Origin of the sequence: Mycobacterium sp. 852013-50091_SCH5140682 (genome assembly GCF_001665685.1) — a bacterium.
In the GTDB taxonomy this organism is placed as follows: Bacteria; Actinomycetota; Actinomycetes; order Mycobacteriales; family Mycobacteriaceae; genus Mycobacterium.
The window spans coordinates 143,646-156,003 of record NZ_LZTB01000104.1 but is presented as its reverse complement, the minus strand read 5'-3'; the positions used below and the strand labels follow the sequence as shown (position 1 = coordinate 156,003).

11 protein-coding genes and 2 pseudogenes are annotated in these 12,358 nt (G+C 61.8%); 10 read left to right on the top strand and 3 right to left on the bottom strand.

Annotated elements, in window-relative coordinates; all coding sequences use genetic code 11:
* Positions 1-42: 42 nt before the first annotated feature.
* Entirely contained in the window at positions 43-1,233 is a 1,191-nt protein-coding gene (gene dndA, locus A5784_RS27600; RefSeq protein ID WP_064948034.1) for a cysteine desulfurase DndA, read from the top strand.
* A gap of 125 nt (positions 1,234-1,358) precedes the next feature.
* Here dndA and A5784_RS27595 read toward each other — a convergent pair whose 3' ends face one another.
* Together A5784_RS27595 and A5784_RS27590 are read right to left on the bottom strand one after the other, a co-directional pair.
* Positions 1,359-2,165, bottom strand: a complete 807-nt coding sequence (locus A5784_RS27595; RefSeq protein WP_156750808.1) for a PIN-like domain-containing protein — start codon at positions 2,163-2,165, stop codon at positions 1,359-1,361.
* Entirely contained in the window at positions 2,152-3,723 is a 1,572-nt protein-coding gene (locus tag A5784_RS27590; RefSeq protein ID WP_064948032.1) for a DUF262 domain-containing protein, read from the bottom strand. The genes A5784_RS27595 and A5784_RS27590 overlap by 14 nt, the downstream gene beginning before the upstream one ends.
* A gap of 588 nt (positions 3,724-4,311) precedes the next feature.
* Between A5784_RS27590 and A5784_RS27585 the strand changes: the two genes are divergently transcribed.
* Together A5784_RS27585 and A5784_RS27580 are read left to right on the top strand one after the other, a co-directional pair.
* Positions 4,312-4,710, top strand: coding sequence for a hypothetical protein (locus tag A5784_RS27585; protein WP_064948031.1), 399 nt, complete (start codon positions 4,312-4,314; stop codon positions 4,708-4,710).
* A gap of 80 nt (positions 4,711-4,790) precedes the next feature.
* Positions 4,791-6,355 (top strand): annotated as a pseudogene (locus tag A5784_RS27580) (serine/threonine-protein kinase).
* Here the strand turns inward: A5784_RS27580 and arr are convergent.
* A complete protein-coding gene (arr, locus tag A5784_RS27575) occupies positions 6,352-6,792 on the bottom strand; it encodes an NAD(+)--rifampin ADP-ribosyltransferase (RefSeq protein WP_064948030.1) in 441 nt (146 codons plus the stop codon). The pseudogene A5784_RS27580 and the gene arr overlap by 4 nt on opposite strands.
* A gap of 198 nt (positions 6,793-6,990) precedes the next feature.
* On the opposite strand from arr, the gene A5784_RS27570 reads away from it, so the two are divergent.
* The 7 genes and pseudogenes from A5784_RS27570 (at position 6,991) to A5784_RS27540 (ending at position 12,258) form a co-directional block, all read left to right on the top strand.
* On the top strand, positions 6,991-7,866 hold the full coding sequence (locus tag A5784_RS27570) for a branched-chain amino acid ABC transporter permease (protein ID WP_064948029.1): 876 nt from the start codon (positions 6,991-6,993) through the stop codon (positions 7,864-7,866).
* Entirely contained in the window at positions 7,863-8,858 is a 996-nt protein-coding gene (locus tag A5784_RS27565) for a branched-chain amino acid ABC transporter permease (RefSeq protein ID WP_064948028.1), read from the top strand. Before A5784_RS27570 ends, A5784_RS27565 begins: the two co-directional genes overlap by 4 nt.
* Positions 8,855-9,571: an ABC transporter ATP-binding protein gene (locus A5784_RS27560; RefSeq protein WP_064948027.1), complete on the top strand. Its 717-nt coding sequence runs from the start codon at positions 8,855-8,857 to the stop codon at positions 9,569-9,571. Before A5784_RS27565 ends, A5784_RS27560 begins: the two co-directional genes overlap by 4 nt.
* The gene (locus A5784_RS27555; protein ID WP_064948026.1) at positions 9,564-10,277 is read left to right on the top strand and encodes an ABC transporter ATP-binding protein; all 714 of its coding nucleotides are present in this window, start codon (positions 9,564-9,566) and stop codon (positions 10,275-10,277) included. The genes A5784_RS27560 and A5784_RS27555 overlap by 8 nt, the downstream gene beginning before the upstream one ends.
* Positions 10,278-10,291: 14 nt before the next feature.
* A complete protein-coding gene (locus A5784_RS27550; protein WP_232006264.1) occupies positions 10,292-11,575 on the top strand; it encodes an amino acid ABC transporter substrate-binding protein in 1,284 nt (427 codons plus the stop codon).
* Between the two features lie 47 nt (positions 11,576-11,622).
* Positions 11,623-11,850 carry a type II toxin-antitoxin system VapB family antitoxin gene (gene vapB / locus A5784_RS27545; RefSeq protein ID WP_064948071.1) on the top strand — a complete coding sequence of 76 codons (228 nt, stop codon included), beginning with the start codon at positions 11,623-11,625 and terminating at the stop codon, positions 11,848-11,850.
* Positions 11,841-12,258: pseudogene (locus A5784_RS27540) on the top strand (PIN domain nuclease). Before vapB ends, A5784_RS27540 begins: the two are co-directional and overlap by 10 nt.
* The last annotated feature ends 100 nt before the right edge of the window (positions 12,259-12,358 follow it).

The following is a 12,358-nucleotide window of genomic DNA, read 5'->3' as shown; positions in this document are numbered from 1 at the left end:
AGTTCCGAACTATTGTCCGTACTGGAAGCTACGCTGCTTGGCATGACGGTAACGATCGCCACCGACAAGTCCGCTGGCATGGCGGGTCAGACCCCTGCGCGACCGGTCTACCTGGACTTCAACGCCACCACGCCGGTCGACCGACGAGTCGCAGAGGAGGTGATGACCTACCTCTCTAATGAGTTCGGAAACGCGGGCAGCCGTACACATACCTACGGTCAGATCGCGAAAGAACGAGTGAACCGTGCGCGCACGGAGGTCGCGACAGTCGTGTCTGCGAAACCCGATGAAGTTGTCTTCACAAGCGGCGCGACCGAGAGCGATAACCTGGCACTCCTGGGTCTCGCCGCACATGGCATCGCAACGGGCAGGCGCCACATCATCTCAACGCAAATCGAACATAAGGCAGTGCTCGAACCACTTGAGGTTCTGAGTCGAAAGGGTTTTGAGGTCGAGCTGCTTCCGCCACACGAAGGCGGCTGGGTCTCGGCGGATCAAGTCGCGATGTCGCTCCGCCCAGACACGCTACTGGTCTCGGTGATGGCGGTGAACAATGAAACCGGTGTCATCCAACCTCTCAATGAGATCGCGGCGATCCTCGCTGGCCATGAGGCGTACTTTCATGTCGATGCCGCTCAGGCTTTCGGCAAGCTCGTCGACCTTCTCCGCGAGCCTCGTATCGACCTAATGTCCTTGTCCGGGCACAAGATCGGCGCACCGAAGGGAATCGGGGCACTTCTCACCCGCCGACGGGGCTTTAAGCGCCCGCCGCTTGAACCGCTCATGCACGGAGGCGGACAAGAACGCGGCCTGCGGCCTGGGACGCTTCCCGTCGCGCTGATCGCTGGCCTCGGGATGGCCGCAAAATTGGCCGCGGAGGAAGCCTCTGAGCGCACACGCGTTTGCCAGGAAACTAAGCGAAACCTGCTCAAGGCACTCGAGCCTCTTGACATCGTCCTTAACGGCGATCCTTCACGTACCGTCGCAAACGCACTCAATTTCTCGGTGCCCGGGATTGACTCTGAGGCCGCAATCGTTGCCCTCAAAGACGTTGTCGCTATCTCAAATGGCTCAGCCTGCACATCTCAGACCTACGAACCAAGCCATGTACTCACTGCGGCGGGACTGCCAGAGGCTCGAATCGCTGGCGCGCTCAGATTGTCATGGGGGGCCGAAACCACCGCCATTCCGTTCGATGAGGTCGCACGTCGCCTAGCTTCGCTCCAGGTATAGCGTAGAGAAACCCCGTCCCCGAGAGGTTGTCGATTCCCCTCCGTAGATCGAGATCGCCCTATCGCCACCCTTCGTCGTAATGCTGAGGACAGAGCGTCGATGCCCGTGACGTCGTAGCGGCGTTGCTAATTCGCCGTAGCTCCATTCGCATATTCCTTCATTTTTCGGAAGTCCCAAGTCTCAAACGGCACCCCAACAAGCTCAAAGAGCTCAGCAGCCAATATCGGATGCGCCTCTCCACCCTTGCCCCAATCACTCTTTTTATCTTCCGTAATTAGAACTGCTAACTCGAATTTATCGCCGCTGTCGCGGGCTTCGACCAGACCCAGCAGGAATTCAGCCCACACATATAAATCGCCGTCGCCCGCATCTTTGAAGCCAGGAGGCGTCTTCGTGGATTGACGTGCGTGCGCCAAACGTTCAATCAGTTCCTTTGGAAACTGTGGCTCTACTGCACGCTCTGCCAACGAATGGAATGTATCGGCAACCTTGGTTCTAAACGTTTCCGTCCAGATGTGGCCCGCCTCTTTTTCGAAATCGTTCAATATTTCCTGAAACCGCATTTGAAATTCTGCATGCTCGTCTTCGAGGTCGCTAACGACCTTGCTGAGTTGAGCGAAGGCGCTCTTGACTGGCTCAGCTACGCTCTGCATTTTCGATCGATTATTCCAGAATTCTTGTATTGCTTGCCCTGGGAGTATGAGCGGGCCAGTATGGAGGGATGTTAGATAGTCGGATACGACTACATGCTTGTACATCAACAGAATCACGTTCGCATCGAGACCAAATGCGATCTGACCGACTGAGCGCGATGTTCTCCTACCGCTCTCTAATGCACGTACAACAGAGGAAAGTGAATCGATTCGGGTTTCCCTAGTCAGAATTCGAACGATCCTGTCTAGCGCTTGATTTCGCGAATCAGTACCAGACATCCGCCGCCTCCTCAGCGAGACGAGACCCCCACGCGGCTATTGTTGCGGACGTCCACCGTTCGTGTTTTTCGAGGTATGACTTATGATGGTCGTCGATTACAGTTGGAATGAGGTTTCGTTTAGTTTCATCCCACCGCGCGCTGTTGCGGGGGCGCCTGAGAACTGACGTTAAGACCGTATTTCCTATTGTTCTGCCGAGTGCACCGAAGTCATCATCGGTAATATCGATCCAGTCATGGGCCACCTTGGGGCGAATAAGCTGCAAGTGGCCTTCTGGGAGCGTTATAATCGATTTCTGAACTATCGATCGCTGAATCAACTGAAGCGTTTGCTTTCGCAGCGCCCGTCTTGGCAGATCGTTGATGAAGGTATCTCGATCTGGTACTAATTGCACCAACTGCGTCTTCCAGTCGGAACCTTTTACTGCCTTGGCGGCAGCTTCGCTAAAGCGACGCTCCAAATTCGCTGAGCCGAGCGAAGTTACCGCTGCGATCTTAACCGTGCTCCGGAACACCTCGAGCAGTGGTTCGTCTTCGTCATGCCCAAAAGCTAGGAGTAATGGCCTTACAGCTGTAACGCCGAGTGCATTGAAGCCTGCATATACAGCAGCGGCAACTTCAGACGCCGGACCGCCGGTCGTCGGGTCAGCGATTTGGAGATACAGCTCCAAATGGGCTTCGAGCTCCGGAAGCAGATTGACCATTCCATTCGGGGCCTGCGACGTACGCGCCACCGTTCGATACAAGTCTCGCGGCAGAATGTAACCGCGCGTTAAAATTGCCACGTGGCGGATGTACTGAACAAATCCCTCGGGGGGACCGTCATCGAATTGGCGCCCTAGGAGCTGCCAGCGTTCGTACACATTGCGCTTCTGGTCGTCCGGGGTGTTTGCGATCAGATTGTTCTTTAGCAGATCAGCAGGTGTTAGTTCTTTCCCACGGTCGTTGATTACTTCGAATACTGTATACGCGGACGCCGGGTCTGGATGGACAAATACGGCAAAGTACAGTCTTTCGCGTAAGAATTCGACCCACTGCCCCAGCCGCTTAAAGGCGTCTTCGTCAATATCTTCTTGCAACTTCGAACGAAAGTACTGGTATGCCCTTTTCATTTGGTGATCGTCAGGCTGCAGTGACGACATCTTCGAAGTGATTATTGCCTCGAAAACCTCGCCATCGCCTTGATCGCTGAACTCGATTCTTGGTCGCTCAATCTCTGTCTGATAGTCAAGAGCGAACAGGAAGGTTGTATGTATCTGGCTTGCAAGAGCCGACCTCCTCCTGTCGTGAGATTCATCACGCAGGGCCGCTGAGAGTATTGAGATCGTGATGAGGCGTTGTTGTCCATCAACTACCTCTTTCTTGCGATCTGTTCTAGTTAAAATAATCAAACCCAGAAAGTACGACTGATCAGTGAGCGAACTTCGAAGATCGTCCCATAAGGCTTCGTATTGGGAACTACTCCACGCGTACTCGCGCTGGTACATGGGAATCGTAAATGTGGAGCTGCTAAATAGGTCGCCTGCTGAGCTTGAGCTAGCCGCGAGAATCTCGTTCATTCGGTATCATTCCTGAAGTCGGACCTTATATCTATCTCATAGTTCGCTCGTGCAATCTCGCGCGACCGTACTCGCGGAAAAGGCCGTGGCAGCGTTTTGGGCGAAGCAACAGCTGCACTCGTAGTATGCGTAAATCCGATCCTTTCCCATATCCCGCTGGTTAACGTGCAACGGTCATCGACCAGTCGGGAATTGTTCGGTGAATCCGCAAGACAAGCAGGCATATGAATGGTGGGTTTACTGAGTCCCAGGAACAGTACATGGTAGTCCGAACTAGCCACGCCGAGGGCTGCTATCATGCTGTTTACACTATTTGGTGATCGCCGCGCATCGCAATCGCCTGAGGCATGCCGACAGTCGTACCGATGCGTGGGTGGTAAAACGCAAAATGGGGACAGGGCAGTCCCGAGCACTGGCTGTGGTGACCCATCGGGGTGGGCACGAATCGCTCGCCTCTAGGCAAGAGGCGGTCCTACTCGCGTGCCCTCTCGCCGACAGGTGAGCCAGCAGTGCCGCGCACGTCGAAGCCGTCCCGCGCCCGAGTGTTTCGGCCGGCCGGACCACATCCGGCCGGTAAATCTTGCTCCGATGAATCTGACGCAAGTTCTGTTGCAGTTCCTCCTTGTCGACGCGCCCCTCAAGGATGTTGCGGACCAGCTCCTCCCGCGCTTCCGCACTACCGACGGCTTTCTGCTGCCGCTCAATCAGTGGCAGGAGGTGCCGAGCAATGCTCAACGCTTGTTCGGCGTCGTCGACCGTGCTGAAGTTGGGCTCCAGATCTGGACGTTCCAACAGAGCAGCATTGAGCCGCTCAGTAAGCAAAGATTCGTACAGTCCAACGTCCACGCCGGGAGAGTAACGCGGTGCACTGACGTTAGTGGTGCTTGTCCACAGGCGACAAGTCTTGCCGTCGCCAACCCTGGCACTGATCACCAGAAGGAAAGGCCCGAATCCCATCCCGCCCAGCAACGATTGCGCTTAGCCTGAGAAGGCCCGGAGCACACGCCCGCCGAGGATGTCAGTACCCCGCGCTACGTTCGCCTGTTCGCCAGTCGAGGAGGCTCAAGATGGTTGACAACAACACACGCGTGGGCACCACGTTCGGCAAATACAAGCTGACCGCGTTACTCGGCCGCGGCGGAATGGGTGAGGTGTATGAGGCGCACGACGGTGAGAAGGATCGAACTGTTGCCTTGAAGATCCTCCGTGAGGAGTACGCGGAGGACGAACGGTTCCGGGCACGGTTCCTCCGTGAGTCGCACGCGGCCGCGAACCTGCAGGAACCGCACGTCGTGCCGATTCACGACTGGGGTGAGATCGACGGCAACCTGTACATCGACATGCGTCTGGTCCGCGGGCAGACGTTGCAGGACCTCGTCAACGCATGCCCCCTCGACCCCCACCGCGCAGTAGCGATCATCGAGCAGGTCGCCGCCGCGCTGGACGCCGCGCACGCGCAAGGGCTGATCCATCGCGACGTCAAGCCCCAGAACATCATCGTCACCGACGCGGACTTCGCCTATCTGCTCGACTTCGGCATCGCTCAGGCACAAGGCGATTCGAGTCTCACCCAGGCAGGCATGCAGATCGGCTCCTTCGGCTACATGGCCCCGGAACGGTTCGGTGAGACGCCGTGCACGCCTGCCTCCGACATCTACTCCCTGGCCTGCGTGCTGTACGAAGCGCTGACCGGAGACTCACCTTTTCCGACCAACAGCTACGAGCAGCTGATCACCGCTCACCTCACCGCCCCACCACCGCGGCCGAGTCTTGTCCGCGCCGGCGTCCCCACCACCCTGGACGCGGTCATCGCCCGCGGCATGGCCAAGGAACCCGACGAGCGCTACGGCAGCGCCGGCGCCCTGGCCGCGCCGCCCGGCGCGCCGTGCAGACAAGCCCCGCAGAGGCGATCGAGGCGAGCGCCAACACGATGCTGGCGCCGAACACCGCACCACCCTTGCTCACGGCAACACCGACCGTCGCGCCGCCCGCGCCTGAACCCAGGCAACAATCGCTGGTTCCGTTGGCAGTCATCGGGCTGGTATCAGCGCTCTTGCTCGGCGCTGTGGGCCTCGTCATCGGACTCCTGGTGTCGAAGAACTCGACGCCGTCGGTCAGCTCCACACCGGTCGGAGCGACGACCGTCACCCCGCCACCGACCGTGACCGTCGCCGGCCCGACCGTCTACAAGACGGCGCCGACGGCGAAACCGTCGACGCCGACGTACACACCTACGGCGGTCCGCGATCCCGAGGTCTCGAGCGCTACCCAGCTACGCCAGATCGCCGGAGGCGACTACACCGTGGTCAGCACGCAAGGCGTTGACCTCTGGGTGCCGCAGTTGAGTTCCAAGCGCCCCGGCGTCGTCGATGAGGGCGTCGTGTGGAACAACGCCCTGACTTTGGAGGAGCACCTGCGGCTGCGCCAACGGTATGGCGCCAAGCTGCTGTGGTCGGGTGACTGGTCGACCTTCGACGCGTCCAACTTCTGGGTGACCATCGCACCGTTCACCTTCCCGACCGCGGACGGCGCCTTGGCCTGGTGCAGTGATCAGGGCTTCGACCGGGACCACTGCTACGCCAAGCTCATCAGCAAGACGCACGCCGTGCCGGGCAGCACCGCATTCAATTAGTCATAGATGACATCGAGCCCGCGCCGCCGAAGATCGGCCAACCCGTCGCGCATGGCTTGCAGTTGCTCGGGAGAGTGCCCTACCCAGTCGGTGATCTCCCCGACGATCCGCACCGGCTCGCGGGTCCGGTAGGAACGGGTCGGGTTGCCGGGGAGCTTCTTGTCCGTCACGTTCGGATCGTCTTCGAGCGGGCCTTCGGGTTCCACGATGTAGATGCGGCCGCGGCCCTTGCCGACAGCAAGCTCGGCACCCCACACCGCGGCATCCAACGTTTGAGTGACATAGACGTGATTCATGATCCGCCCCGCTTCGTAATTCGATTCGCGGCCGGGCACCAGCCGATCCCCCACCGCAAGATCAGCTTTGGTGCCGTGCAGGTAGGCACCCGACGGATGCACTTCAAAAGGCTTCGGCGTACTCGTCACAACATCCCCCATCAGCGGTTACTTCGCAGCCGGACGATTGTGCAGCAAGCACGGGGCCTTGCCGCAAGCCCAACCCCCGGCCCTATAGTGAGAGTGGGAACACCGTTTCCATTCGCCATGGCACCCAGCCAATCCCCGTGATCTGCTGATAACTCCCCCGTGCCCTGGATACGCTCCGAAGAGTCCTGACCGCCCTGTCGAAAGGACTCGATGGCCGAACTCGTGCAAGCGCTTGTCGGCGGAATCCTCATCGGTGGCCTCTATGTCGCGATCAGCATCGGGTTTTCGCTGTCGTTCGGAGTCCTGGACGTCGTCGATCTCGCCGTCGGAATGTGGGTGGTCATCGGCGCCTACGCCGCGATCGTGGCCAGCGAAGCGTTGAAGGTCGACGCGTTCGCCCTGCTCCCAGCGGTGTTCGTGGTGTTCGGCGTGGTCGGCTGGCTCATCGCGCCACTGATCTACCGAGTCCGAACCAGCAAGTACGCGCTGCCGGCGTTGATGGGGCTGGCGTTCACGTTCGGGCTCGCCACGCTGATCCGCGGCGGCCTGCTCACGGCGTTCGGGTACGACCCACGCACGGTGCGCACCAGCTTCTTTCCCGGCAACATCGAGCTGCTCGGCATCACGGCACCGGCGATCCGGGTGGCCGGCTTCGTGTTCGCGGTGATCGCGACGGGCCTGTTCTTGGCGTTCCTGTTCTATACGCGAACGGGTCTGGCCATAAGAGCTACCGCGCAGAGCAAAGAAAACGCCGGGCTGATGGGCATCGACGTCAAGCGGATCAGCAGCCTGGTCTACGCCATCTACACCGGCCTGACCGCGATGGCCGGAGCACTGCTGGGCGCCATCTACGCGATGACACCGGAAGTCGGTCTGCGCTATACGTTGTTCGCGTTTTTCGTGGTGGTGTTGGCGGGCCTGGGCTCGGTGGTCGGCGTGCTGGCGGCAGGCTTGTTCCTGGGCGTGCTGCAGTCGGTGGTGACGACGTACGTGGGCGCCAACTACACCCTGCTGGTGGTGTTCGGCGTCTTGTTCCTCGCGCTGTTGCTGTTCCCGCAAGGCATCTCGCGGCGGGGCCTGGCATGAGAAACAGGCCGGCATCCGGGGGCAACCCGTACCTCAACCTGGGTGTGCTGGCCGTCGTCGTCGCGGTCATGTGCCTGCTGCCGATGCTGACCTCGCCCTACTACATCCGCGTAGCCACGGGTGTCGCGTTGTGGGCCGGGATCGCCTTGTCCTGGAACGTGATCTGCGGCTACGCCGGCTACATCAGCTTCGGCCACGTCGCGTTCTTCGGCATCGGCGCCTACACCACGGCGATCCTGATGCAGCCGCAGCACCATTGGAACTTCTGGGCGACGCTGCCGGTCGCAGCCGTCATCGCCGGTGCCGTTGCGGCACTGGTCGGGTGGCCCGCGCTGCGCCTCAAGGGCGCGTACTTCGCCATCGCGACGTGGGCCCTGGCCGAGGCGGTCCGCGAACTCACCACGGTCCTCGGGTTCACCGGCGGCTCCGCCGGTCTGACCACACCCATCCGAAACGACGACAACTTCTTCTTCTACACGATGCTGGCCGCCGCGGCGATCGCCTACGCCGTGTGCTACCTGCTGCTGGAAAGGTCCCGCTTCGGTTTCCAGGTGAAGGCGGTGCGCGACAACGAGACTGCCGCCCGTGCGCAGGGCATCAACACCACGCTGGTGAAGATCGAGGCCTTCGTGCTCAGCGCAATCATCCCGGCTGTGCTCGGCGGTATCAACGCCTACTGGATCACGTTCATCAACCCGGCCAGCGTGCTGAACACCCTGATCACCGACCAGCTGGTGGTGATGGTGCTCGTCGGCGGCCTGGGCCACGCTTGGGGTCCCGCACTCGGCGCGACGGCGTTGTTCCTGCTGCAGGAACAGCTTCGGGTCAGCTACGGCGAAACCACCGCCTACATCATCATCGTCGGCGCCCTGGTGATGGCCGTCGTGCTGTTCCTGCCCGATGGCCTGGTCAGCCTGGTGCGCCGGGCCCGACGAATGCGCTTGGTACGCCAGCTGCTTGGCCGCGTCGTACCTCAGAAGGCCCGATCGTGAGCGTATTGCAGGTGAACGAGCTGTTCCGCGCCTTCGGCGGCATCCGGGCCGTCGACGGCGTCACGTTCGCGGTGGAGCAGTCGGAGATCGTCGGCATCATCGGCCCCAACGGCAGCGGCAAGAGCACGCTGTTCAACCTGCTCACCGGCGCCGTCAAACCCAACGCAGGCACCGTGACGCTGTTCGGCAAGAACACCACCCGGCTCGCCCCGTACAAGATCGCCCGGGCCGGGCTCGCCCGCACGTTCCAGATCCCGGCGTTGTTCGTGAATATGACTGTGCGGGAGAACCTCTGGACCGCCGCGGTGCAGTTCGACTGGGACAACGCCCGCGCCGACGCCGACGCGGTGCTGGATCGCCTCGAACTCACCCACGTCGCCGAGGATCTCGCGAGCAGCCTCTCCGGTGGTCAGCAGCGGCTGTTGGAGATGGGCCGGGTGCTGATGCGCAAACCCAAAGTCGCGCTGCTCGACGAGGTGGCCGCCGGCGTGCATCCGCGGCTGCGCCAGATCATGCTCGACGCGATCCGCGCTCTCCGCGACGAGGGTACGACGTTCCTGATCATCGAGCACGACATGGAACTCGCGCAGGACATCTGCGACCGGATCCTGGTGATGGATGCCGGAAAGATCGTGGCGCAAGGCAGCTTTGACGAGATCTCGCACGACCCGCACGTCATGGAGGCGTATCTGGGGGTGCCGACGAGTGAGTGAGATTACCGTCGAGAACCTCGACGCCGGCTACGGCGCCGTGCAGATCCTGCACGAGGTGTCGCTGACGGCGCGCACCGGCGAGGTCACCTGCATCTTCGGCCCGAACGGCTGCGGCAAGAGCACGCTGCTCAAGGCGATGGTCGGCGTGATCGACCCGTGGGCCGGCCGGGTCGCCATCGACGACGACGACATCACGCATCTGCCGTCGCACCGCACGCTCGGGCGCGGGTTGGCGATGATGCCGCAGGGCGGCGGCGTGTTCCCTCATCTGTCGGTACGGGACAACCTGCGCATCGGCGGCTACACGATCCGCTCCCGCAAGCAGCTCGACGGGCGCATCGACGAGCTGCTCACGGAGTTCCCCCGGCTGCGGGAGCGCTATGGCGTCCCGGCAGGCCAGCTGTCGGGCGGCGAGCAGATGATCCTGTCGATCGCGCGGGCGCTCATCTTGAACCCGCGGTTCCTGCTCTTCGACGAACCGTCAGCAGGCCTGTCCCCCAAGCTCGTCGGTGACGTGCTGGCCCGCGCGGCCGAGCTGTCGCACCGCGGGGTCGGCGTGATCATGATCGAGCAGAACATCCGCGAAGCCATGCGCGTGGCCGACCGGATGTACGTCCTGGTGGCGGGACGCAATCGCTTCGAGGGCACGCCCGCCGACGTGAAGGACGATCGCGAACTCATGCACCTCTACCTGGGGGGCCGCTGAAGAGAGGAATCACCATGTCCCACAACATCAACCGTCGAGTCTTCCTGACCCGGGCCGGCCTCGTCGCAGGCGGCGTGGTGGTCGGCCCGAGCGTGCTCGCCGCATGCGGCGGTGAAAAGGGCGGCGGCGGTGGAACATCGGACACGTTCAAGGTCGGCGCCGTCCTCGAACTCTCCGGGGAATCCGCGACCGGTGGCCAGATCGCCCAGCGCGGCTACCAATTCTGGGCCGACACGGTGAACAGTAAAGGCGGCCTGGCGATCGGCGACAAGAAGTACAAGGTCGACTTGATCGTCCAGGACTGTAAGAGCGATCCGGCCACCGGTGCCGACTCGGCATCGCGGTTGATCACCCAGGACGGCGTCAACGCCGTCTTCGGCGCGTACACCAGCGGCGTGCAGCTCGCGATGGACCCGATCTGCGCCAAGTACAAGGTCCCCTGTATCGCGGGCTCGGCGGAGTCTCCCAACATCTGGAAGAAGCAGCCCGCGTTTACCTTTGGCGTCATCCCTGCTGTCGATCTGACGGCGGCCCGCTCGATCCAGTCGATCGTGGACACCGCGAATCCCAAGCCGGTCAGCGCAGCCGTCGTCGGCGCCAACGAACCGTTCTCCAGCGACACCGCCAACGGCTTCCGCTCGGGCGCCGAGGCGGCGAAACTCAACGTGCTGCATTTCTCGCTGTTCCCGCCGAACGCCGACCTGGCGCCCGTCGCGCAGGTGGTCGCCGCGCAGAAGCCCGACATCGTGGCGGTCGGCGGCCACGATGTGCTGCTGGTCGACTTCGTCAAGGCCATGGCGGCGACGGGCTACACCCCCAAGGCGATCATCGAGCACTACGGCATCACCGATGCCTCGTTCGCGAAAGCGCTTGGCCGCCAAGCCGACGGCGTGATGGGCATCTCGGTGTGGCTGCCCACGGCAACGTTCAAAGATGACCTGTTCGGCTCGGCCGGTGACTACGCGAAGGCCTTCGAGCAGAAGTACGGCTCACCGCCGGACTACACGGCCGCCGGATGCAGCGCGGCCGGGCGCGTACTGCAGGCCGCCGTGGAGAAGTTGGGTGAGTCGCCGTCGCTGTCGGAGGACGCCCGTGGCAAGCTCAACGACCTGATCGCGGGCACCGATCTGCAGAGCTTCTACGGGCCGATCAAGTTCGCCACCGAGGGCGACCACTTCCACAACAACACCGCCCTCAACCCGATGCTGGTGCAGATCCAGGGCGGGCAGGTCAAGGCGATCGCGCCGCCGGAATCCGCTCAGGCGCCGATCATCTACCCGCTGCCGCCGCTGGGCTGAACGAACCGCCACGGCGGTGACAACATTGATATCAGGAGGTGGTCGGTGTGCCCGATGTGCTGATCAGAGGATTGTCCGAGTCGGCAGTCGCACGTATCGATGCCGATGCAGCCGCAGCGGGGCTGTCTCGAAACGAGTTTCTGCGGAGGAGGTTTGAAACCGAACGGTCCCAATCGGGAAGCGACGCGGATATCACGCTCGTGGATCTGCGCCGCGCAGCAGATGCGGCGAAAGACCTCGATAAACGCCAAGTGATGGAGAATGCGTGGCGGTAACTACCTGGCTGATCGACAAGTCCGCATACACCCGTCTCGCCGACTCGAGCGACGTCGAACAAATGGATCGACCGCATCAGGCGGGGCCTCGTGCGCATCAGCACCGTCACGCGGCTTGAGACCGGCTACTCGTTTCGAACCGCACACCAGGCCCGCTCCGAGCCGACCTCCCCACCGTTGGCGCTCATGCCAGTCGAATACGTGACTCCGGCGGCAGAAGGCCGGGCCATCGAGGTCCAACTCGCGCTCGCTGATCGCGGGCAACACCGGTCGCCGTCGATTCCCGATCTCCTGGTCGCTGCGGTCGCCGAGACGTCGGGGCTCACAGTGTTGGCCCTGGACAAGGATTTTGAACTTATCGCACAGATCACTGGCCAGCCGATCGATCGGCTCCAGATCAGGTCTTAGCTTCTTGGGGAGGACCGTCAAGAATCTTGACGATCGCCGACAGCAATCACCCAGACTGCACGCGGATCGCATCGTCGACGCAACGGCCGGATCGGCCGGC

What these genes read in the sequence shown, in the direction of transcription:
- dndA (WP_064948034.1), top strand. Translation starts at nt 43, where the DNA reads ATGACGGTAACGATCGCCACCGACAAGTCCGCTGGCATGGCGGGTCAG.
- A5784_RS27595 (WP_156750808.1), bottom strand. Translation starts at nt 2,165, where the DNA reads ATGTCTGGTACTGATTCGCGAAATCAAGCGCTAGACAGGATCGTTCGA.
- A5784_RS27590 (WP_064948032.1), bottom strand. Translation starts at nt 3,723, where the DNA reads ATGAACGAGATTCTCGCGGCTAGCTCAAGCTCAGCAGGCGACCTATTT.
- A5784_RS27585 (WP_064948031.1), top strand. Translation starts at nt 4,312, where the DNA reads ATGAATCTGACGCAAGTTCTGTTGCAGTTCCTCCTTGTCGACGCGCCC.
- arr (WP_064948030.1), bottom strand. Translation starts at nt 6,792, where the DNA reads ATGGGGGATGTTGTGACGAGTACGCCGAAGCCTTTTGAAGTGCATCCG.
- A5784_RS27570 (WP_064948029.1), top strand. Translation starts at nt 6,991, where the DNA reads ATGGCCGAACTCGTGCAAGCGCTTGTCGGCGGAATCCTCATCGGTGGC.
- A5784_RS27565 (WP_064948028.1), top strand. Translation starts at nt 7,863, where the DNA reads ATGAGAAACAGGCCGGCATCCGGGGGCAACCCGTACCTCAACCTGGGT.
- A5784_RS27550 (WP_232006264.1), top strand. Translation starts at nt 10,292, where the DNA reads ATGTCCCACAACATCAACCGTCGAGTCTTCCTGACCCGGGCCGGCCTC.